This window comes from Actinoplanes sp. NPDC000266, assembly GCF_042899005.1.
Lineage (GTDB): Bacteria > Actinomycetota > Actinomycetes > Mycobacteriales > Micromonosporaceae > Actinoplanes.
This window is the reverse complement of record NZ_JBIAZI010000020.1, coordinates 112,016-132,556: the sequence shown is the minus strand read 5'-3', so window position 1 is coordinate 132,556 and position 20,541 is coordinate 112,016. Positions and strand designations below refer to the sequence as shown.

Below are 20,541 nucleotides of genomic sequence, written 5' to 3'. Positions count from 1 at the left end.
GTCGTTACTTGGCGGAGCCGCGCCCGTCGAACTTCGAACGTCCCGCGGTCTCCACGTGAGTCACCAGCTCCACGCAGCGGCTCGACGCCGCCAGCGCGTCCGGATCGCCCGTACGCGCGAAGGTGTCCATGGCGATGTCGACGAACTTGATGACGTGCTCGTCGCCGTTCTCGATGGCCCGGTCCATGGCGTCCTCGGGCGTGGTGACGCCCTTGACGTGCGGGGCGAGATCGGCCGGGTCGGCGGTCGGCGGCAGGCACGCGGCGCGCAGGGCGGCCGCCGCCTGCCAGGCCAGGTCCATGCTCGGCACCCACAGCTCGCGCGGCAGGACGGGCAGCACCCGGGAAACCGCGGCGGGCGCCGTCGAGGCGTGCACCCGCATGACCGGCTGGCCGTGGCCGTGGGGCAGATAGTCGACCACCGTCGCGTCGATCACCTGGGTCAGCAGCGTGGGGACGTCCTCCGGATCGTCGACCGCCCGCAGCCCGCCGAGCGCCGGCTGCCAGAGCTCCGTGGCCGGGAGCTGGGCGATCCGGTACGGCACGCCCCGGACCTGATCGGCGACCGGCGGCACGGCGGCCAGGGCCTCGGCCGCCGACAGCGATCCGGGCCGATGCGAGGGATCGCCGTGCACGGGTTTCCAGCACGCGGCCCAGTACCCGAGCGAGTCGATCAGTTCGACCAGGAGCGGATCGTCGCCGATGTCGCCCGCGGGCTCCACCGCCGGACCGGTCCCCGCCTCGGCCAGGGCCAGCGCGTGAACGACGTGCCCGACACGGATCACGCCGTGGGTCGCGCCGCCGGCGATTCCGGGCAGCAGCCGCATCCACCATCGCGTGACCACTTCCCGCCAGGGGTGCTCGGCGAGCTCACGGTGGAAGAACGCCGTCCAGTCGGCCACCCGCTGGATGTCGCCCAGCGCCTCCCGCCAGTCCTGTTCGGTCACCGCGGCCAGGCCACGCGGAGGTTCCACCAGGCGTCGCGCGTAATTGTCGACCCAGCGCCGCACGGACTCGCCGTATCCGCGCCGGACCATGGCCTCGACGGCCATCGGACCGTGGTTGCTCAGACCATGGCCGCCCCACTCCGGTCCCGTCTCATGGAATCGCTGGTACGCCTCCAACAGGTTCGGGTCACTGTCACTCATGCGAAAACTCCAAGCTGGTTACGGAGCTCTGTCTGCCACCCTTTGAGGACATTAGGTCGGCCGCCGAGACGCCCACTATCCCCGGCCCTAGTAGTTGCGGGCCACGTCGAGGTCCTCCCGGCCGACCAGCTGCTTCCACCTGACCGCCAGCTCGATGCGCGACTTGGCCCCCACCTTTTGAAAGATCTTGCGGAGGTGGAAGGCGACGGTGTGCCGCGACAGGAACATCTTTCCGGCGACCTCGGCATTCGTGAGTCCGCCGGCCACCAGTTCGGCCACCGCGTACTCGGTGTCGGTGAGCACGGGGATCCGGCTGCTGGGCCAGTACCGGGCCGAGGCCATGGAGGTGTCGTACCGCCGCAGTTTGCTGCGGACCCGGGACGAGTCCCGGGGGGACCCGGCGTTCGCATAGCAGTGCATCGCGGTCTCGTAGTGCGAGCACGCGTCGCGGAAGTCTCCGCGGTCCTCGGACAGCAGGTCGCCGATGTCCTCATTGGCCGATGCCCGCGTCCATTTGTCGCGGACCGTGGCGGCCGCCTGCTGAAGCAGGCCCACTTCCTTGTCCAGGAGGGCCTCCAGGTGCAGGGCGGTGGCCGTGATGGCGTCGACCCCCGGGTTCTCGGCCGCGAGCGCCGCCGCGGCACCCCGGACCCGCTGGGCGGTCTCCCGGTCCTCGGCCCTCAGCAGGATGCGCACGAGGAAGGACGCCGCCGTCGGATCGGACAGCAGAACGCACCGGGTCGACGATTCGAACTCCAGCAGCCCGCGGGCGAGCGGCACGGCGACCTCCCAGCCCTTCTCGGCCTCGGTGATCTGGACGACGAGCCACGCGGGAGAATCCCACGGGAAGGTGTCCCGGCCGAACAGCACGTCCCGCCCGAGGAGGACGTCCTCCATGAGCTGGTTGGCATGGTGGCTCATGGAGGCGAGCTCGCCCCGGCGCATCGCGATGATCGCCCGGACCATGTTGCCGACCGAGGCCCAGGAGGCGTACCGCGGGTCGTTGGCCACCACCATCCCGGTGTCGCACAGGTCGGCGGCCTCGTCGATGCGGCCCTCGCAGAGTGCGATCTTGGCGCGGACCAGCGCGGTCAACGCGTGGATGGCCGAGGCGCCACCGATCCCGGCGGCCTGGCGCACGGCGTCGCGGGCCTCGTCGAGGCGCCGGAGGCTGGTCAGCAGCAGGGCCAGCTGCAGGCCGGCGAGAGCCGAGCACTGCTCGGTGCCCCGCCGGCATCGGGCCGTCGCCGCCGCTTCGGCCAGCGATACGGCGGAGGCGACGTCGCCCTCCAGCCAGACCGAGCCGGCCGTATGCAGGATCTCGAGGTTGACGCAGTGGTGCGAGGATAGAAATGGCGCGGGAACATCGAAAACGCCCAATGGAACTCCCCGAAGTCTTCGAGTGCATTTCCAGGATTGGTGTGCGACTCGATTCCTGAGCTGCTCCGCTATTCGCGAAGCTTTGTTTCCGAGGGGAGCAAATGGCGCCGAAAAACGGTGATCGCCCCCGTAACCATGGACGACGATACCCCATGACTCCGGTCTGTCAAAGGTCAACTCCGGACCGTATTGACAGATTCCTAACAGCCCTGACAGGCATTTCTGTCAAGTCTGACGGTGTCCGGTGGCGCATTTCGAGCAGTTGTGTAATTGATCGACACGGTTCGCCGACGGCGCCCTCGATCGGATTGGCGTGGCCGAGAATGGCGACGGCACTCCCCCGGCCGCCTTGGCCTGGATCGGTGTAGATCGTCCAGGATGGACTGTCGCCGCCGGCGCCGGGCGGAGACCCCCTTGCCGGTGACGCTCGGTGAGCTCCGCCATCCTCACGTTCCGAGCGATCCGGCGCCGGGCAGACTGTCAGGCTGGGTAGTTGCCGCCGTTCACGCGCGGTTGCGACGATGGCGCACGAGGCCGGAACGTCCCCGCCTCCCATTTCGGATGGTGAAGGACGACTATGGGCATCCGGATGAACGCATTCTTGCGTCGGTGGGCCCGGGCCGCCGCGCGGGCACACTCGATTGCCGCGTACGAGGTGGCTCAATTCGCCTGCTTCGCCACGCCGGCCTTCTATTTGTTTGTCGAGCCGGCCTTCGCGCCTGTCGACGATGCACACCGCCGAGTCGCCTTCTCCTCGCATATCGAGGTGGACATCGACGGGATCTGGCTTCTGGACGGCCCCACGGGGCACCGGGACGAGCCCGGCCGGTAATGACACCGGATCGGGCGCACTACGATGACCACAGCACAGTGTTGCGAAATGAATGCGAGGGTGTTGAGTTGCGGATTCTCGGCGTTTGCGGGTCGCTTCGTAAGGGGTCTTTCAATGCCCGGCTCCTGGCGGCCGTCCGGCCGCTGGCCCCGGACGGGATGACGATCGACGTCTTCGACCGGCTCGGTGATCTGCCGCTGTACAACGAGGACCTCGATTCCCGCGACGGCGGCCCGGCCGAGGCCGAGGTGTGGCGCGACGCCGTACGCCAGGCCGATGGCCTGCTCATCGTCACGCCGGAATACAACAGCTCGATCCCCGGCGTGCTGAAGAACGCGGTCGACTGGGCGTCCCGCCCGGTACGCGACGCCGCCCTGCACGGCAAGAGCGTGGTGACCATGGTGGCCACCACGGGGGGCGGCCTGGGCCGCAACGTGCTGGCCGACCTCGGGCGGGTGCTGCACGACTGTCACGCGCACGTGATCAGCGGACCGTGGGTGGTCCTCACCGAGGCACAGAACAAACTGGCCGACGTCGAGGACGAGCAGGGCCAGTTCGTCCCGACCATCTCCGACCCGCTCACCCAGCGGATCGCCAAGGTCCAGCTGGAGTCCTTGGCCACCGCGGTCGAGTCGGGCGCCGGGGACCACGCGGTGGCGCCACTGCGCGCGTTCTTCGCGGCCATGCCACCCCGGCCACCGCGCCCCTGACCAACGCAGATCTGCCCGGTCCCGCCGGACTTCTGGCGGGACCGGGCAGATCTCTGTGTCGCGACCCTAGTTGCGGTACCGGAACACGATTCGCCCCCGCGTCAGGTCGTACGGCGTGAGCTCGACCAGCACCCGGTCCTCCAGGTAGATCTTGATGAAGTTCTGCCGGATCTTGCCACTGACGTGGGTGAGCACCCGGTGCCCGTTCTCCAGCTCCACGGTGAACATGGCGCTGCGCAGGCACTCGACGACCCGGCCCTCGACTTCGACGCCTTTTCTGACCCTCATCTCACCAACTCCAGGTTGCTGCTCATCGGTCGGGCTCCGGCGCCCCTGAACAAAGCCGAGGCCGCCCGGTTGGACTCCTGAACCTCGGCCCAGGCCGCGCCGTGCCCCGCGTCGTGCAACGTCTCCAGCGCGTGGGCCAGCAGCGCCCGCGCCACGCCCCGGCGACGCTCACCGGCCCGGACCGCGACCAGTCCGATGCGTGGCCGGATCACCGTCACCACCCGGATCAGTCCCAGGTAGCCGTGCGGCCCGGCGGCCACGGCGTACTTCGATCCGTCGCCGATCGTGTCGCCGTCGGGTACGGCGATCACCTCGGCGGGCATCGCATGCCACCCGACATCGGCCTCGACCTCGTCCCGGATCGCGCGGTCCACGGCTCGCAACAGTTCCTCGTCCGCCTGGCCGGCGGGCACGATGGTCACGTCCGAAGGAGGACGGGCCTGCCCGAGCCCGGTGATCAGCGGGTCGGTCGGCACGGAGAATTCCCATTCGCGGCGCCGGACCCGGAAGCCGGCCCGCAGCCAGGAGGCTGTCAGGTCGACGTCCGCGTCGTCCACCACGGTGTGGAGCGGCGCCGGCAGGTCCGCCACCATCGCCTCGGCGATACGGTCGAAAGTGGCGTCGTACCAGGCGTCGATGCTGACGAACAGGCGCCCGTCGGGCCGGCGGCGGGCGTGCCCGCGGCCGACCACGACGTCGTCATCCAGCGCGTGCCAGTGGTTGTCCGACACCCGCGTGATCGTCACCGGACGATCGATCAGGTTGGAAGGGGAGGGTCGTGATGGGGAAGGCGTTGCATCCATCGGAGTCTCCTCGGGAGTGCCTCGATCTCAGGCGCTCCCGGCGACACCAAAGGTCAGTCGCCGGACGGTGACGAGAGGGGGGAGCACCCATGGGTGGCTGCGGTCACGGGTCTCACCTCCTTGCAACGACGTCACGTCCGGACACGACATTAGCGGCGCGGCGCCGCCTCGCGCAAACCCCTCGGGGCGACTTTCTCGCTTTCGGTAAGTGAGTGGTCACACCAGATCCGGGTCCCCGCCGTGTTCTAATAGGACGGACGGCGGCATTTTGATCTTGGCTGCGGCCACCCGCCGGGCGACGTCCCGCCAGGTCCCGCCGTGCGACTTCCTCACGTTGCTGGGATGACGCGGATACTGTACGTTGCGAGCGTTTCGTCCAATCCATGCCTCATCACCCTTTGGATGGTCAATGTCGGTACTTGTCATCGGTGCGTACGGCAATGTCGGTAGCAATGTGGTGGCCGGGCTCAGGTCCGCCGGCACCCCGGTCCGCGGCACCAGCCGCACAGTGGAGGGCACCGAGCCGCCGAGCGGCGTCGAGATGGTCCGCCTCGACCTCGAGGACCCGGCGACCCTTCCGCCGGCGCTCGAGGGCATCAAGAAGGTCTTCCTGTACGCCAAGCCGAGTGGCATCGCCGAGTTCGTCACCGCGGCGCAAGCGGCCGGGGTGGAACACGTCGTGCTGCTGTCCTCGGCCTCGGTCGTCGAGGAGGCCACCCGCAACTCCCGGAACGCGCACATGCACGCCGTGGTCGAGGAGGCGCTGGAGAAATCCGGCATGGCGTGGACCTTCCTGCGCCCGACCACTTTCGCCAGCAAGCAGCTCGGCCTGGCGCCGCGGATCAAGTCGGGCGAGGTGTTGCGCCTGCCCTTCCTCCAGGCCCAGTCCGCGGTGATCCACGAGCGTGACATCGCCGACGTGGGAGTCGCGGCGCTGACCAGGCCCGGGCACGAGGGGAAGGCGTACTGGCTGACCGGGCCGGAGGCCCTGTCGTCCCAGGAGCAGATCGACACGATCGGGGAGGCCATCGGCCGGAAGATCGAGACCGTCGAGGTGGCCCCGGAGGACGCCGTGCCACCGATGCACGAGTTCTTCGTCAAGCTGACGCAGACCCTGATGGCGAGCCCGACCACGGTGACCAACGACGTCGAGGAAGCCACCGGGGTGCCGGCCCGCACGTTCCGCCAGTGGGCCGAGGACCACGTCAAAGACTTCAGCTGACCCAGCCGTACGAGAGCGCCGCCGCCCGATCCGGGCGGCGGCGCTTTTGTTTGGGGCGTCTATCAAGCTGAGGGATGCCGGAGCGGCACCGTCCCTCTTAGCGTCCTCAGTGCGGGTTGACGGCACCCTGCGCCCGATGGGGTCCGCTCTAGGAAAGGACAGGGTCTCACCTATGACCGACAAGGCGTTCAAGTTCTCCGTGATCTCGGAACCTCAGGACGGGAAAAGCTGGCTGAACCTGGCCAGGCAGGCCGAGAGCCTCGGCTTCCAGCGCTTGCTCATGGCCGACGTCATGACGTCACCGTCGCCGTTCCCCGCCCTCGGCCTCGCCGCCGGGGCGACCACGACGCTGCGGATGGGAACGTGGGTGCTCGCCGCCCCGCTGCGTGCGCCGCGCATGGCGGCGTGGGAGTCGCACACGCTGTCGGTGCTGAGCGGTGGGCGTTTCGACCTGGGAATCGGCTCGGGCCGCCCATTCGTCCTCGAGGAGGCCGAGAAGCTGCTCGGTGTCCCGACGCCCTCGGCCAAGGAACGCCTCGCGTCGGTGGAGAAGACGATCGACGAACTGCGCGCCCTCGACGGGGAGGGGTACCACACCCCGATCCTGGTCGCGGCCGGCGGTCCCAAGGCCCGTGCCCTGGCCGGTGCCAGGGCCGACATGGTCACGGTCGCCGCGAGCCCGTTCGCCACCCGGGAGGACATCACTTCGCTGATCACCGACATCAAGGCACGGGCCGGGGACCGGGCCGACGACATCGAGTTCATCGCCCCGATCTTCGTCATCGGCGACGAGACGCCGGAGTGGGTCAGCCGTCTGTTGCACACCGACGCGGCGAAGCTCGCCGCCGCCGACTCGCTGGGCATCCTGCGCGGAACCCCGCGGCAGATGGCCGACGAGCTGCTGCACCGGCGCGAGACCCTCGGCGTCTCCGGCTTCACGGTGAACGCGCTCTTCATCGAGCAGTTCGCCCCGGTCGTCGAACTCCTCTCCTGACCACGCCGGACCGCCGGGGCGCCGACGCCGGGCGCCCCGGCGGTCCGGTCCCGGCCTCCCGGAAGGCGGCACAGCCATGCCATCACCCCGGTTCACCGCCGAGTCGACGTCGAACGGCATGATCGAGCGGGACTTCGTCGTGGGCGAGGTCCCCGGCGTTCTCTGGTCGCCGGCTCCCGTTGCGGGCCGGGCACCGCTGGTTCTGATGGGCCACGCCGGCGGCAACCACAAGAGACACCCGGCGATGATCGGCGGCGCCCGGCGTCTGGTGACCGACGCCGGCTTCCACGTCGCCGTGATCGACGCGCCCGGTCACGGCGACCGGCCGCGTACGGCGTACGACGATCTGGAGGTCAGAACGCTGCGTGAGGCGAGGCAGGCGGGCGAGCCGGAAGGGCCCATCGCCCGCCGCTACAGCCGGCATCTCGCGGAGCTGGCCGTGCCCGAGTGGCGGGCGACCCTGGACGCCCTGCAGGACCTCCCGGAGATCGGCGCCGACGGCCCGGTGGGCTATTGCGGTTTCAGCCTGGGCACCGCGATCGGTGTGCCGCTGGTCGCGGCCGAGCCTCGCATCTCGGCCGCGATGTTCGGCCTGTTCTGGGCGGACACCTTGGTGATAACGGCGAAACAGATCACCGTCCCGATCGAGTTCGCCATGCAGTGGGACGACGAGGACATGACGCGCGAGGACTCGTTCGGGCTGTTCGACGCGTTCGCCTCGAAGGAGAAGACGCTGCACGCCAACGCGGGCCGGCACCACGAAGTGCCCCGGTTCGAGACCGACAGCGCGGTCCGGTTCTTCCAGCGCCACCTGAAAACGACGCACCCGCCGAGGTGAATCCCCGGCGGGTGCGGTCGCGTCGGTTCAGCCGAGAGCGCGCAGGCCGGGCAGGACCTCGCCGGCGAAGGCCTCGAGGAACCGCTCCTGGTCGTGGCCGGGGCCGTGGAAGACCAGGTGATCGAACCCGGCGTCGACGTACTGCTTGATCTGGGCGATGGCGTCGTCGGGACGGGAAGCGACGATCCAGCGCTTGGCGACCTCCTCGATCGGCAGCTGGTCGGCGGCCTTCTCCATCTCGACCGGGTCGTCGAATCCGGCCTTCTGTTCGGCGCTGAGCGACAGCGGCGCCCAGAACCGGCAGTTCTCCAGCGCCCGGGCCGGCTCCGAGTCGTACGAAAGCTTGATCTCAATCATCTTGTCGATCGCGTGCGGGTCGCGGCTCTCCTGCTCGGCTCCGGCCGCCACGGCGGGCAGGAGCTTCTCGGTGTACAGCTCCATGCCCTTGCCGCTGGTGCAGATGAAGCCGTCGCCCTTGCGGCCGACGTACTTGGCCATCAGCGGACCGCCGGCGGCGATGTAGATGGGTACCGGCACCTCGGGCCGGTCGTAGATGGAGACGCTCGTGGTCTGGTAGTACTGCCCCTCGTACGTGACGCGGTCTTCCGTCCAGAGCCGGCGGATCAGGTCCACGGCCTCGCGCAGGCGGGCGAACCGCTCCTTGAAATCGGGCCAGGCGATACGCGCGACCGCGACCTCGTTGAGGGCCTCGCCGCTGCCGATGCCGAACGCGATCCGTCCCGGGTACATCACCCCGAGGGTGGCGAACGCGTGCGCCATCACGGCCGGGTTGTAGCGGAACGTCGGAGCCAGCACGCTGGTGCCGAGCTGCACCCGCTCGGTGCGCTCGCCGACGGCGCTGAGCCAGGTCAGGGCGAAGGGTGCGTGGCCGCCGTCGTGGCGCCACGGCTGCAGATGATCGCTGATCCAGACGCTGTCCAGGCCGTACGCCTCGGCCCGGACCGCGTACTCGACAAGCTCACGGGGGCCGAACTGCTCGGCCGACGCCTTGTAACCGATCTTCAATGGCATGCTCCCCAAGCTAGGACGCGCGGGGAGGCGCCAATATCCCTCGGCCTGACGGTTGGCGGCGCACGCCACTGTCCTCTGTGGTCAGCCGGCCAGCAGGCTGACCTCGACGCGATCGCCGAAGGAGACGGTGACGTACTGGTCGTGGGCCGCGATGTATTCGCGGTAGCCGGGCGCCTCGGCGTTGTCGGCCACGACGACGGCGCCCGGCGCGAGATCGGGCTCGAGCAGCCGCAGCACGTCGACGTACAAGTCGGCGCGGCCGTCGAGGAAGACCAGGTCGATCGCGGAGGGCCGGCGCCGCGGGAGGGTCTCGAGGGCGTTGCCCTCGAGGATCTCGACGAGGTCGGCGAGCCCGGCTTCGCCCAGCGTGGCGCGGGTGGCGGCGGCCTTGGTGGGTTCCATCTCGGTGGTGATCAGCGACCCGCCACCGTTGTCGCGGAGGGCGGCCGCCAGGTGCAGGGTCGACACGCCGAAGGAGGTGCCGAACTCCACCACGGTCCGGGCCTTGGACGTGCGGGCGAGCATGTAGAGCAGTCGCCCGGCCTCAGGCGCGACGGCCAGGTGCGCCAGGCGGGCGGCCGCGGCGAGCTCGGGCGAGCCGGGCCGGTGCCCCTGGGCGAGAAGCTCCGCGCGTTCCCGGCCGAAGCGTTCGCCTGTTCGCTCAGCGTCGGCGTAGAGCGTGGCGAGCAGGGACTGTACGGGCGCGCTGGTCAGCGTAGCCATCGGAATCCTCCGGTTGGGCGACAAGACATCGAAATTAACGATTGCCTGGTCGTCACCGGCATCCCCTGGGCTGACAGACCGGCACACCACGTTGCTGTCAACACTGGGGATATAGACCCCGCCACATCCGCCTTAACCTCGGCACGTGGCTGAAAACAACACGATCACCATTCACGTCGATGACCGGATCGAACAAGCCCTCACCGCCCTGACCCGCGGCGGCATCTCACCCACCACCGCCATCGAGCAAGCCATCCTGGAAACAGCCCGGCGCGCCACCCCCACCGCACCCACAACCATCGACTCACAAACCCTGAGCGTCCAACGCAAACTCACCCGCGACCAACTCCTCGAATTCGCCGAACGCGGATACATCGTCATCCCCAACGTCATACCCCCCGACATCCTGGCCGCCGCCAACGCCGCCATCGACGAACGGCTCCGCGAGCAGCCACCCGCCGACGGACACACCGGACCCCACTTCATGTTCGGCAAATGGGACGAAGAACCAGCCCTCGCCGCCCTGCTCCGCGACACCCCCGCCTTCGCCCTCGCCGAAGAACTCACCGGCGACGGCGCCATGGAATACCCCTGGCAAACCCAAGTCGCCCTCACCTATCCGCCCTACACCGACGACCGCGGCATGCCCCACATCGACGGCGGCATGACCCGCAAAGCCGACGACCCACCCCGCACCTTCACCGTCCTCGCCGGCTTCTTCCTCACCGACCAAGACACCCACGACACCGGCAACCTGTTCGTCTGGCCCGGAACACACCGCCAACACGCCCAATACTTCCGCGAACACGGACCCGACGCCTTCACCTCCTACCCCGACATCAAACTCCCCGAACGCGAACAAGTCCGCGCCAAAGCCGGCGACATGCTCCTCAAGCACTACATGGTCGGCCACAACGTCGGAAACAACACCTCCAACCAAACCCGCCGCACCGTCTACTTCCGCCTCCGCCGCCGCGGACACGAAGCAACCTGGCGCGAAATCCTCCAGGACCCCTGGCACGACTTCACCCCACTACGACCCCTGGTCCACACCTTCGAAGATCGATGAGCACGGGGGCGTCTCTGCTGGCGGTCAGCGACCTGCACATCTCCTACCGGGAGAATCGCGAGGTCGTCGATCGCATCCGGCCCGGCTCCGAGGACGACTGGCTGATCGTCGCCGGTGACGTGGGTGAGCTGTTCGACGATGTCGTCCGATCGCTCGGCCTGCTCCGCGACCGGTTCGCCAAGGTGATCTGGGCACCGGGCAACCACGAGCTGTGGACGCATCCGGCGGACCCGGTCGGCCTGCGCGGCGACGAGCGTTACCGGGCTTTGGTGGAGCAGTGCCGCAAGCTGGGCGTGGTCACCCCCGAGGACGCCTATCCGGTCTGGGCGGGCCCGGACGGCCCGGTGGTCGTGGCGCCGTTGTTCCAGCTCTACGACTACTCATGGCTGACGCCCGGAACGACGACGAAGGAGGAATCGCTGCAGCGGGCGTACGAGGCCGGTGTGGTGTGCACCGACGAGACGTTGCTCTTCCCCGATCCGTATCCCAGCCGGGCGGAGTGGTGCGCCGCGCGGCTGGCCGAGACCGAGAAGCGGCTGCAGTCGATCGACGCGGCCCTGCCGACGGTGCTGGTCAGTCATTGGCCGCTGCGGCGCGAGCCCACCGACATCATGTGGTACCCGGAGTTCGCCCAGTGGTGCGGCACCGACGGCACGGCGGACTGGCATCTGCGTTTCCGGGCCAGGGCCGCGGTATACGGCCATCTGCACATACCGCGCACGACCTGGTACGACGGAGTGCCGTTCGAGGAGGTGTCGCTGGGCTACCCACGCGAATGGGTCCGGCGTGGCGGCACACCAGAGCCCGTGCGGCGCGTGCTGGCGGGCCACCCGTGATCGAAGTGCTGCTGCCCGAGGCGGTGGTGGCCGTCGAGGCGTTCGAGGACGTGCCCGGCGAGGCGCCGTTCCCCGGCGAACAGAACATCATCGCGAACGCGGTCGAGAGCCGCCGGCGCGAGTTCATCACCGCGCGCCGATGCGCCCGGCAGGCGTTGCGCGCGTTGGGCCACGCCGACTCACCGATCAGGCCAGGCCCCAGAAACGAGCCGCTGTGGCCGGCGGGCATGACGGGCAGCATCACGCACTGCGCCGGTTACCGTGCCGCCGCCGTGGCCCGCGCCAACGATATCGACCTGCTGGGCATCGACGCCGAGCCTCACGACAAGCTGCCCGAGGGCGTCGGCGAGGCGATAACGGCACCCGGCGAGCCGGAAATGCTGGAGAGCCTGGGCCGAAGCCATCCGGGCACACATTGGGGACGGTTGTTGTTCAGCGCCAAGGAGTCGGTCTACAAGGCGTGGTTCCCGGTGACGCGGCGGTGGTTGGGCTTCGAACAGGCCCAGCTGACCATCGACCCGGACGCGGGAACATTCCACGCCACACTGTCCGCCGACGGCACACGCATCGACGGAGGACCCCCGCTGACCAGCCTGCACGGCCGTTTCATGGTCGCGAGCGGCCTCATCGTGACCGCAGTGGCCCAGGCTGCGCACTTCCGAGCCGGCGCACCAGAAGCTCGTCAGCTACCCGGCTGACGGGTCGCGGCGCCCGGATCGGTGCTCTCCTCAAGGGCCGTCCACCACTCCTCCAGCTCGTCGACCCGGCTCTGGAGTGCGGCGTTCGCCGCCCGGGCCGTCGCCAGTTCCTCGGTCAGCGCACCGATCGGCCCGGAGGCGGCCAGGGCGTCGAGCCAGCCCGCGACCAGCCGATCCTCAGCGGCGACCCGGCGAAGCGCGGAGGCGACTACCTCCGGTGACAACTCAGCCACGAACTCTCTCGGAAGCGTGAGCAGGCGAGCAACCTCGCCGAGGCTCCGCGCGGCGCTCATCTGACGCCGAAGGCGCTCGGCGGACGGCACCGCCGGTTCGGCCGGTGTCGCAGCCGCCGCGATCGGCTTGGTAGGGGAAGCGGGCTTCGACGCAGGCACGGGCGTAGGCGCCGGCTCCGGCTCCGGTTCTGCCTCTGACGGGAGTTCGGGAAGATCGTCCCCCACCCAGGTGTAGGCCAGAGTGTCGCCCTTCTGCCGCCGGACGACATTGGGCCACTTGGGCAGAACCGCCAGCGCGCGGGGCCCGTGCCGGGCCCAGGTGTCGTTCCGGAGACCGAGCTCGGCCAGACGCTCCCGGATCTCTCGCACCTTCAGCGGGACCGACGACTCGGCCAGCAGGCGGAGAACCACCGCGAGGGGCTCTTGGGCGAAGACGGCGTGGAACAGCCGGGAGTCGGACAGAGCCAGGAAACGCAGCGAACCCCTCGTCGCGACGTGAACGCCGGCGCCCCGCGGGACAAGCTCTTCCTCACCGGTGTCATCCCACTTGACCTGATAGTTCGTCCCGTCATCCCCGAGGATCGATCCAGCTCGGGCACGGCGTACGCCGAACGAATCGGACACTCGGACAAGACCCTGATCTGCGCTCACGAATGCGACTGTAATGGCTATCGTCGCGGCCGGGGCGCCGGTCGAAGCCAGCCCAACCTGGCCAGGCTCATCGACCGTGTGCGTCCAGCGCCGCCTTGGCGGAGCTCGTGGAACACCAACCGCTCCATCAAACCGGGGGAAGCTCACACCATGTAGTTGGCCTTGTCCCGGCAGACGGTGTCACCGAGAGTCGCCCACGCCTGGGCCCACGCGGTCAGGAAGTGGCCCTGCACGTGGGAGCGGAACGGGAAGGCGGGCGGCCGGCGGCGGCGCCGAGGCCGCCGCGGCGGGTGACGAGGAGCGGGAACATGGCGGACCTCCGGTCTCAGGGGGCGAGCATTTCGGCGCGGACCTGGGCGATCAGCCGCTGCAGGTGGGCCTGGCGGCGCCGGCGGGCCGCGCGCAGGGCGTACGCGCCGAGGAGAAGGGCGAGGACGAGCAGTCCTTGCGGCAGGGGCAGGGCCCACGTGGTGACGGTCGTGCCGCCGACCTCGGTGGTGATCCGGCCGAGCGGCCACACACTGAGGGATGTGGTGAAGTCGCGGCTGCCGCCGGGCAGCACCTCCCGGGCACGCGCGGTGCCGGGCTGGGCTGCCGTGCGGCCGCCGGCGCGGATGGGGAAGCCTGCGGAGGCGCGCACGTTGCCCTGGTTGGCGACGGTGTAGCTGACGTCAACGGCTCCGGGCCGGAAGGGGTTCCAGTTCGGGCGGTAGGTGGCGGTGGCGCCAGTGACGGCGAGCTTCTCCACGAGCGCGCCGGTGACCCGGATGTTGAAGCGGACGCCGACCCGGTTCTGCACCCGCACCTGGCCGGCGCCGGTGGTGAGGGAGGCGGTGACCCCGGCCGGGTGGTCGCCCGGGGTGGCGTGGGCCGGCGCCTGGACGGTGACCGGCACGACGACGGTGGCGCCGCCGGCGACCGTGACCGTGCCGGCCGTGGTGATCCAGGAGCCGCCGTCGACGGGTCTCACATCGGCCGCCCGCATGTCGAACAGCCCGCTCGCGGTCAGATAGCCGTCGTTGGCGTCGACGAGGAACGCAACCGGTTTCGCGGTGTGGTTGGTGACCGCGATGTGCTCGGTGGCCTTCTCCCCCGCCCCGATCTCGAGATCGACGACCCGCCGGCCGTCCGGGCCGGCCGCGGTCGCGGGCACCACCGACCAGGTGACGTCGGAGGAGGCAAGGGCGGCGGCGGGCGCCGCCGCGCCGAGCACCAGGCTCAGCACGGCGGCGACCACGAGAGAGGTACGGATCATGATTGGTCGAACAGCGACAGCGTCAGTGTCGACTTGTACTGCCCGGCGGCCACGGTCGTCGGCGTCCGCAGAGCCAGGTCGGCGTTGACCTGCCAGGAACCGGTCTCGTCGGCCGCGTTCGCGGTGGAGACGAGCAGTTCCTGGCCCTGCAGGCCGACCGTGGGCGCTCCGGTGCCGTCACCGACGACGCTGGAGACCGGCTCGCCGGCCGCGACCGCGCCGGTCTGGCTGCCGGTGAGCAGGTGCGGGGCCCAGCCCAGATATTGCGGGCCGAACGCGGTGCCGGTGCTGCCGGTCGGGGTGAACTGCCCGGCCTGGCCGACCACGGCCCAAAACGAGCCGGCCGGGATGTCGGCCGGGTCGCGGGTGTCGGTGACGGTGACCGTCGGCAGGGTGCCGGTGAACTGGCGGGCCGAGGCGTCCGAGCCGTTCTCGGCCAGGGTGACGCCGTTGTTGGCGGCCACCGTCATGGTCAGTTCGCCGGGCGTGGTGTTCTTCTCGATGGTGACGCTGAGGTCGACGTCGCCCGGGTCGGCCAGCGCCGGGGTGGCCGCGGCGACCAGGATGACGGCCGCGACGGCTCCGGCCTCCAGAAAGCGGTACATGGGGCTGCTCCTTCTAGTTACAGGTGATGGCGGAGTAGGACACCTGGTGGCCGGCGACCGTGGCGGTTCCGGCGGGGATCCGCGAGGCGCGGCTGCTGTACGACTGGTAGGCCTGCTGGCCGGGGGCCACGCCGGTGACGGTCTTGGAGCCGTACGACGTGTTGAGCCGGATCGCGATCGTGTCGGTGGTGGTGTTCGTGCCCGACACGCTCAGGTAGGCCGTCGATCCGATGCACCGGGGCTGGACGCTGACCGCGGTCTGGGCTCCGGCCAGGCGGTCCCATTCGTCGCCGCGCAAGGCGATGACCGCGCCGTGCTTGGTCTCCGAGGGCAGCTCGAACGCCCCGGTGACCGGCGCCCAGTTCCCGGCGGCGGGGTCGGTGCTGCTCAGCGGGCGGTAGCCCTGGACGCTGCCGTACCGGTCGACCCAGAGGTACCACTTCTCGGCGTAGCTGTCCTTGAAGACCAGTGGCCCTTCGACGCCGCCCCAGGCGGCCTGGCCGATGTTGGTCTGAAGGATCTGGAAGTCCTTGGCGAAGATGCCGGAGCCGGCTTCGGCGTAGACGCCCTTGCCGAGCCCGTTGTCCTTGCTGAACCGGTAGATCTTCCCGGCGTGCTTCATCATCGACGTGTCGATCAGCTCGCCGCCGGAGTCGATCAGCACCTCGGCCGGGGTGAAGGTGTGGAAGTCGCGGGTCTTGGCGTAGAGGATCCGGGCGTAGCTGGCGCCGGTGTGGTTCGGGTCAGTCGGGGCGTACAGCTTGGACGCCCAGAACACGACGTACTCCCCCGTCGTGTCGTCGTAGATGACCTCGGGCGCCCACGCCATGCCGGCGGTGTCCGGTGCGACCTTGACGAGGCGGCTGTCCGACCAGTGGACCAGGTCGGTGGACTCCCAGACGAGCAGCGAGCGGCTGCCCTGGCGGGTCCACACGTCCCAGCCGGCGTTGTCGCCGCCGAACAGGCGCAGGTCGGTGGCAATGATGTAGAACTTGTCGCCCTCCGGGGAGCGCAGCAGATAGGGGTCGCGCACGCCGGTGGTGCCCTTGTCCGAGGTGAGGACGGCCTCACCGCCGTTGAGGCGCTTCCACTTGGTGGGGTCCTCGCCCTTACTCAGCGAGAGGTAGACCTTCTCCTTGTAGCCGTTGGCGTCCTCGACGAAGTGGGCCAGCAGATAGCCGTAGTCGTCCTGGGCGGCGGGCAGGGCGGGCACGGTGGCGACCAGGTCGCGGCCGGCGGTGGCCTCACCCTTGCGGGCGGTCACGGTGAGCGTGACCGTCACGGGCTGGCTTCCGGCCTTCGGCCGGTGCACCTCGCCGGTGGGGGTGATGACCGCGGCGTTCGAGGTGGTCCAGGTGAGCGCGGCGCCTTCGCCGGTGGTGGGCAGGGTCAGATTCCCGCGTACGGCGTTCAGGTCTCGGATGACCACGGCGTCGACCGCCCGCCGCACGGAGGTGGCGTCGTCGAACTGTGGCAGCACGGTGACCGTGAAAGCCTTGGTCCGGATCTGCAAGCCTCTGGTCAGGGTGGCGGTGAGGGTGGCGGTGGCCGGCGGCGCGCCGACCGGCGGGCGGGTGACCCGGCCGTTGTTCGCGACGGTCGCCGGGTCGCTGGACGACCAGGTGATCGCCGAGCCGTTGACGCCGAGCGCGGGCAGGGTCAGGTCGGTGAGGACTCCGCTGGTGTCGCCCAGGGTCAGCGCGGCGTGATCGGCCTCGACGGCCGCGGTGGAGGTGGGCGCCGCGAGGTCGGCCACGGCGGCCGGAGTGAGCGCCCGGCCGTACAACCGGAAGTCTTTGACCTGGCCCTTGAGCCTCTTGTCGTTGGGATATTGCGAGCGGCCGATCCAGTTGTCGGCGGTGACGCCCCCGCCGATCGCGCTCGGCTCGACGGTGATGCCGGTGTTCTGGGCGACCTGGACGCCGTCCTCGTAGAGGGTGCCGGTGCTGCCGGACAGGGTCCAGGTGAGCGTCTTCCACGAGCCGCGGGTGAGGTTGGCGCCCTTGGTGGTGTTCTGCTCGGTGCGGTAGTTCCCGGTGGTGATGCCGGTCCGGTAGACGTTGCCGGTGGTGAACAGATAGCCGTTGGGGTCGGCCGTGGTGGCGTTGCCGAGGCCGTAGACGAAGTACGGGGTGGCCTGGGCCGCATCGACCAGGACGTCGATGCTGATGGTGACGTCGGTGAGCCCGGTCAGCAGGTTGTCGGGCAGCTCCACGTAGTCGTCGGCGCCGTCGAGCGTCACCCCGGTCGTGCCGCGGCCGGCGCCGCCGAGGACGGTGGCGGCGCCGAACGGTGAGCCGGTGGCGCCGTTCGCGGCGGTGGTGCCGCTGGTCTCGGTGAGGGGATACCAGGCCAGCAGGCCGGTGTCGTCGGCGGCCAGGGCCGGTGACGCGGCGGCGAGCACCAGGCCCACGCTCAGCGCCGCGGCGGTCAAGGATCTCATCGTCATCTCTCTCAGCAGCTCGTGGACGGGTAGCTGACGCGGCTGGTGCCACGGCCGGTGACCGTGACGGCGGCGGTGCCGGCGGGCAGGGCCGAGGCGCGGGTGTTGAACGACTGGTACGCCTGACGTCCCGGCGCGACGGCGAACGTCTTGCCGCCGTAGGCCGTGGCGAACTCGATGGCGGCCGGGGCGTCCCCGGTGTTGAGGGCGGACACGGCCAGGTGGGCGGAGCCGTTGACGCAGCGGCCCACGGCGGTCGTCCGCAATCCGAGGTCGTGCAGGCGCAGGAACGTGACCGAGTACGGCGCGAACTCGTACGTGAAGTCGTTGGACGCGGCGTCGAACGTCTTCTCCACCGGGGCCACGGCGGTCGGCGCCGCCTTGGTGTTGGTGGTGCCGGGCGGGCCGGCCAGCTCGGTGACCTCGGCCCGGCCGGCGATGGTGGCGCCGCCGTCCACCTTGACCCGGGTGCGCGCGGTGTCGCCGGTCGGGTTGACCGCCTTCACCACGATGTCGCCGGTCTCGTCGTCGTGGGTGACGACCTGGTGCAGCTGCGGGGCGGGCTGGGTGTACTCCATCTGGAGCACACCGTCGAGGTAGAGGCTGACCTTCGCGCCAGCCACGACGACCTTCGCCCGGTACGTCTGCCCGGTCACGATCGCCGAGTTCGCCTTCGACGCGACCTCGGACTTCGTGCCGCCGACGGCCCGTTCCAGGCCCTGCCGGGTGTTGTTCCAGCCGCCCAGGTTCCACCAGTAGTAGTCGCCGGCGCCGCCGGCCGCGAAGCCGATCAGGAAGCCCTCGGCGCCGGCGATCTTCCGGGCGTCGACCTCGAGGGTGTAGTTCGACCAGTCCTTGGCGTAGGCGTCCGGGACGATCGTGCGGGCGTCGGTGACCATGGTCGACGACTGCACGTACTCGCCGTTGGTGACCGCCCACGAGCCGGCCTGCGGCTGGAACGTCGTGGGAGCGGAGAAGTCGTCGGCGAACAGCGTGCCCTCGCCGCCGGTCACCTTGACGTTGTCGTAGGCGGCGCTGGTGGCCCAGGTGGACAGGAACACGCCGCCCTTGACCGCGGGGGCGGTCCCGGTGGTGGCGCTCGTGCTCGGCACGACCTGGTCGCCCTGGTTGACCGAGAACATCTGCTGCACGTAGTAGTTGGCGGAGTTCCACGACTCGTCGTTGTCGAACCAGATCGCGTCCGGCCGCCACTGCACGTACGACTCGTTCGACAGCAGCGGCGCGTACGAGGCCAGCTTCACCACGTCGCTGTTGCGTTCCAGCATCGTCATGTACGACGCCTCGGCCAACGCGTTGGCCTGCGTGTTGCCGCGCGAGGCGTACTCACCGAGGAAGACCTTGGGACCATTGCGGTCGTACGAGTCGTAGCGCTTGATGTTGTTGTACATCCACGCCGGATCGCGGTAGTAGTGCTCGTCGACCATCTCCACGTTCTGCGCCCGGTTGAAGTTCCACAGGGCGTTGAAGCGCGACCCTTCGGCGTCCGGGCCGGTGTTGGAGATGACCACGATCTCCGGGTGCTTCGCCTTGATCGCGTCGCGGAACTTCGGGAAGTTGGCCTCGAACGTCGTGTGGATCTCCTCGTTGCCGAGGCCGATGTACCGCAGGCGGAACGGCTCGGGATGCCCGAGCGCGGCCCGCTTGGCGCCCCACGGGGTGGAGACGTCGCCGTTGGCGAACTCGATCAGGTCGAGCGTGTCCTGCACCCACCGGTTGATCCCGGCGGCGTCGGTCAGCTCGGGAACGCTGCTGTTGCAGCCGTTCGCGCCGACGCTGAGCACCGGCAGCGGGGTGGCCCCGAGGTCCTCGGCGAACTTGAAGTACTCGAGATAGCCGATGCCGTACGACTGGTTGTAGCCCCAGAAGTTGTAGTTGGTGGGCCGCTGCTCAACCGGACCGAGCGTCTCCTTCCACTGGTAGGTGCGCCGTCGGTCGGCGCCGCCGGAGTCCAGGTAGGTGTCGAAGGTGCCGACGTTGGTGACGCAGCCGCCCGGGAAGCGCAGGAACTTCGGCTTCAGCGCGGCGATCTTGTCGGCCAGGTCCCTACGCAGCACCGAGCGGCCGTTGACCGGCCCGGTCCAGGTGTCCTGCGACATCAGCGACACCTGATCGAGGTGGACCGTGCCGGCCGCGCCGGCCAGCACAGCCAGCCGCGCCGCGTCGGTCGTGGTCGAGGCGGTCAGCGTGGCCGTGTACTTCCGCCACTGGTTCGAGCCGTCGACGGGCACGGTCGCGGCGGCGAGCTCGGTGGCGCCGGTGGCGTCCTCGGCCCGTACGGTCAAGGTCTGTGCGGTCTCCGACCTTGCCCACACCGACAGGTCGTATCGGGCGCCCTGTTTCAGCGCCACCCCGGCGTTGTAGCTGAGGTTGCGCACGCCGGCGCCCGGCCCGGTGCTGGTCAGCGTCAGCCAGTACCGGTTGCTGTCGTTGAGGCGCCCGTCGCCGGTGACCACCTGCGGGGTGGCGGTGGCGCCGCCGCGGTTGACCGTCTCCCAGCCGGTGAGCCCGGTGAACGAGGCGTTGTCGCTGGTGTTGAACTCGAACGAGCGGTTGCGGACCAGCTCGGCGTAGAGGCCGCCGTCGGCCGCGTAGTTGATGTCCTCGTAGAAGATGCCGTACAGGTCGTCGCTGATCTCGGTGCGGGCGGCGTCGGCGTCGATGGTCAGCGCGTGGTCGGTGACGGCGGCGGCCGCGGGCGCGGCCGGCACGACGAGGACGGCAGCGGCCAGCAAGATGGCCGTGGCGAGTCGCATTCCGGGTT

At 69.7% G+C, this 20,541-nt stretch carries 19 protein-coding genes; 8 read left to right on the top strand and 11 right to left on the bottom strand.

What is annotated here, in order from left to right:
* Window positions 1–4: 4 nt before the first annotated feature.
* On the bottom strand, window positions 5–1,147 hold the full coding sequence (locus ACFY36_RS49180; RefSeq protein WP_499752837.1) for a questin oxidase family protein: 1,143 nt from the start codon (window positions 1,145–1,147) through the stop codon (window positions 5–7).
* A gap of 87 nt (window positions 1,148–1,234) precedes the next feature.
* Window positions 1,235–2,527 (bottom strand): response regulator transcription factor, encoded by a 1,293-nt coding sequence (locus ACFY36_RS49175; protein WP_499752836.1) that lies wholly within the window; start codon window positions 2,525–2,527, stop codon window positions 1,235–1,237.
* Between the two features lie 577 nt (window positions 2,528–3,104).
* Here ACFY36_RS49175 and ACFY36_RS49170 point away from each other — a divergent pair.
* Both ACFY36_RS49170 and ACFY36_RS49165 read left to right on the top strand, forming a co-directional pair.
* Window positions 3,105–3,359, top strand: a complete 255-nt coding sequence (locus ACFY36_RS49170; protein WP_499752835.1) for a hypothetical protein — start codon at window positions 3,105–3,107, stop codon at window positions 3,357–3,359.
* Between the two features lie 68 nt (window positions 3,360–3,427).
* A complete protein-coding gene (locus ACFY36_RS49165; protein WP_499752834.1) occupies window positions 3,428–4,069 on the top strand; it encodes an NADPH-dependent FMN reductase in 642 nt (213 codons plus the stop codon).
* A gap of 66 nt (window positions 4,070–4,135) precedes the next feature.
* On the opposite strand, the gene infA is transcribed toward ACFY36_RS49165, so the two are convergent.
* Together infA and ACFY36_RS49155 are read right to left on the bottom strand one after the other, a co-directional pair.
* The gene (gene infA / locus ACFY36_RS49160; protein WP_499752833.1) at window positions 4,136–4,357 is read right to left on the bottom strand and encodes a translation initiation factor IF-1; all 222 of its coding nucleotides are present in this window, start codon (window positions 4,355–4,357) and stop codon (window positions 4,136–4,138) included.
* Window positions 4,354–5,103 (bottom strand): GNAT family N-acetyltransferase, encoded by a 750-nt coding sequence (locus ACFY36_RS49155; RefSeq protein ID WP_499752832.1) that lies wholly within the window; start codon window positions 5,101–5,103, stop codon window positions 4,354–4,356. Before ACFY36_RS49155 ends, infA begins: the two co-directional genes overlap by 4 nt.
* A 466-nt stretch (window positions 5,104–5,569) precedes the next feature.
* Here ACFY36_RS49155 and ACFY36_RS49150 point away from each other — a divergent pair, with 466 nt between their 5' ends.
* The 3 genes from ACFY36_RS49150 (at window position 5,570) to ACFY36_RS49140 (ending at window position 8,214) form a co-directional block, all read left to right on the top strand.
* Window positions 5,570–6,382 carry an NAD(P)H-binding protein gene (locus ACFY36_RS49150; RefSeq protein ID WP_499752831.1) on the top strand — a complete coding sequence of 271 codons (813 nt, stop codon included), beginning with the start codon at window positions 5,570–5,572 and terminating at the stop codon, window positions 6,380–6,382.
* A gap of 172 nt (window positions 6,383–6,554) precedes the next feature.
* Window positions 6,555–7,376 carry an LLM class flavin-dependent oxidoreductase gene (locus ACFY36_RS49145; RefSeq protein ID WP_499752830.1) on the top strand — a complete coding sequence of 274 codons (822 nt, stop codon included), beginning with the start codon at window positions 6,555–6,557 and terminating at the stop codon, window positions 7,374–7,376.
* 76 nt (window positions 7,377–7,452) lie between these two features.
* A complete protein-coding gene (locus tag ACFY36_RS49140) occupies window positions 7,453–8,214 on the top strand; it encodes an alpha/beta hydrolase family protein (protein WP_499752829.1) in 762 nt (253 codons plus the stop codon).
* A gap of 27 nt (window positions 8,215–8,241) precedes the next feature.
* On the opposite strand, the gene fgd is transcribed toward ACFY36_RS49140, so the two are convergent.
* Together fgd and ACFY36_RS49130 are read right to left on the bottom strand one after the other, a co-directional pair.
* Window positions 8,242–9,246, bottom strand: a complete 1,005-nt coding sequence (gene fgd / locus ACFY36_RS49135) for a glucose-6-phosphate dehydrogenase (coenzyme-F420) (protein WP_499752828.1) — start codon at window positions 9,244–9,246, stop codon at window positions 8,242–8,244.
* A gap of 81 nt (window positions 9,247–9,327) precedes the next feature.
* Window positions 9,328–9,969, bottom strand: a complete 642-nt coding sequence (locus tag ACFY36_RS49130) for an O-methyltransferase (RefSeq protein ID WP_499752827.1) — start codon at window positions 9,967–9,969, stop codon at window positions 9,328–9,330.
* Window positions 9,970–10,114: 145 nt separating this feature from the next.
* Here ACFY36_RS49130 and ACFY36_RS49125 point away from each other — a divergent pair, with 145 nt between their 5' ends.
* From ACFY36_RS49125 to ACFY36_RS49115, 3 genes are read left to right on the top strand one after another with little or no spacing between them, the layout of a single operon-like run.
* The gene (locus ACFY36_RS49125; protein WP_499752826.1) at window positions 10,115–11,038 is read left to right on the top strand and encodes a phytanoyl-CoA dioxygenase family protein; all 924 of its coding nucleotides are present in this window, start codon (window positions 10,115–10,117) and stop codon (window positions 11,036–11,038) included.
* Window positions 11,035–11,874 carry a metallophosphoesterase family protein gene (locus ACFY36_RS49120; RefSeq protein ID WP_499752825.1) on the top strand — a complete coding sequence of 280 codons (840 nt, stop codon included), beginning with the start codon at window positions 11,035–11,037 and terminating at the stop codon, window positions 11,872–11,874. The genes ACFY36_RS49125 and ACFY36_RS49120 overlap by 4 nt, the downstream gene beginning before the upstream one ends.
* 5 nt (window positions 11,875–11,879) lie before the next feature.
* Window positions 11,880–12,572, top strand: coding sequence for a 4'-phosphopantetheinyl transferase family protein (locus ACFY36_RS49115; protein ID WP_499752824.1), 693 nt, complete (start codon window positions 11,880–11,882; stop codon window positions 12,570–12,572).
* Here ACFY36_RS49115 and ACFY36_RS49110 read toward each other — a convergent pair.
* The 5 genes from ACFY36_RS49110 to ACFY36_RS49090 form a co-directional block, all read right to left on the bottom strand.
* Window positions 12,557–13,456, bottom strand: coding sequence for a hypothetical protein (locus tag ACFY36_RS49110; protein WP_499752823.1), 900 nt, complete (start codon window positions 13,454–13,456; stop codon window positions 12,557–12,559). The two genes, ACFY36_RS49115 and ACFY36_RS49110, sit on opposite strands and share 16 nt — an antisense overlap.
* A 325-nt stretch (window positions 13,457–13,781) precedes the next feature.
* Window positions 13,782–14,711 carry a COG1470 family protein gene (locus ACFY36_RS49105; protein WP_499752822.1) on the bottom strand — a complete coding sequence of 310 codons (930 nt, stop codon included), beginning with the start codon at window positions 14,709–14,711 and terminating at the stop codon, window positions 13,782–13,784.
* Entirely contained in the window at window positions 14,708–15,316 is a 609-nt protein-coding gene (locus tag ACFY36_RS49100) for a hypothetical protein (RefSeq protein ID WP_499752821.1), read from the bottom strand. Before ACFY36_RS49100 ends, ACFY36_RS49105 begins: the two co-directional genes overlap by 4 nt.
* Before the next feature lie 13 nt (window positions 15,317–15,329).
* Window positions 15,330–17,759 (bottom strand): immunoglobulin-like domain-containing protein, encoded by a 2,430-nt coding sequence (locus ACFY36_RS49095; RefSeq protein WP_499752820.1) that lies wholly within the window; start codon window positions 17,757–17,759, stop codon window positions 15,330–15,332.
* 11 nt (window positions 17,760–17,770) lie between these two features.
* Window positions 17,771–20,533, bottom strand: a complete 2,763-nt coding sequence (locus ACFY36_RS49090; RefSeq protein WP_499752819.1) for an alpha-L-arabinofuranosidase family protein — start codon at window positions 20,531–20,533, stop codon at window positions 17,771–17,773.
* Between the last annotated feature and the right edge of the window lie 8 nt (window positions 20,534–20,541).

What these genes read in the sequence shown, in the direction of transcription:
- ACFY36_RS49180 (WP_499752837.1), bottom strand. Translation starts at nt 1,147, where the DNA reads ATGAGTGACAGTGACCCGAACCTGTTGGAGGCGTACCAGCGATTCCAT.
- ACFY36_RS49170 (WP_499752835.1), top strand. Translation starts at nt 3,105, where the DNA reads ATGGGCATCCGGATGAACGCATTCTTGCGTCGGTGGGCCCGGGCCGCC.
- infA (WP_499752833.1), bottom strand. Translation starts at nt 4,357, where the DNA reads ATGAGGGTCAGAAAAGGCGTCGAAGTCGAGGGCCGGGTCGTCGAGTGC.
- ACFY36_RS49150 (WP_499752831.1), top strand. Translation starts at nt 5,570, where the DNA reads ATGTCGGTACTTGTCATCGGTGCGTACGGCAATGTCGGTAGCAATGTG.
- ACFY36_RS49145 (WP_499752830.1), top strand. Translation starts at nt 6,555, where the DNA reads ATGACCGACAAGGCGTTCAAGTTCTCCGTGATCTCGGAACCTCAGGAC.
- ACFY36_RS49140 (WP_499752829.1), top strand. Translation starts at nt 7,453, where the DNA reads ATGCCATCACCCCGGTTCACCGCCGAGTCGACGTCGAACGGCATGATC.
- fgd (WP_499752828.1), bottom strand. Translation starts at nt 9,246, where the DNA reads ATGCCATTGAAGATCGGTTACAAGGCGTCGGCCGAGCAGTTCGGCCCC.
- ACFY36_RS49130 (WP_499752827.1), bottom strand. Translation starts at nt 9,969, where the DNA reads ATGGCTACGCTGACCAGCGCGCCCGTACAGTCCCTGCTCGCCACGCTC.
- ACFY36_RS49120 (WP_499752825.1), top strand. Translation starts at nt 11,035, where the DNA reads ATGAGCACGGGGGCGTCTCTGCTGGCGGTCAGCGACCTGCACATCTCC.
- ACFY36_RS49105 (WP_499752822.1), bottom strand. Translation starts at nt 14,711, where the DNA reads ATGATCCGTACCTCTCTCGTGGTCGCCGCCGTGCTGAGCCTGGTGCTC.
- ACFY36_RS49100 (WP_499752821.1), bottom strand. Translation starts at nt 15,316, where the DNA reads ATGTACCGCTTTCTGGAGGCCGGAGCCGTCGCGGCCGTCATCCTGGTC.
- ACFY36_RS49095 (WP_499752820.1), bottom strand. Translation starts at nt 17,759, where the DNA reads ATGAGATCCTTGACCGCCGCGGCGCTGAGCGTGGGCCTGGTGCTCGCC.
- ACFY36_RS49090 (WP_499752819.1), bottom strand. Translation starts at nt 20,533, where the DNA reads ATGCGACTCGCCACGGCCATCTTGCTGGCCGCTGCCGTCCTCGTCGTG.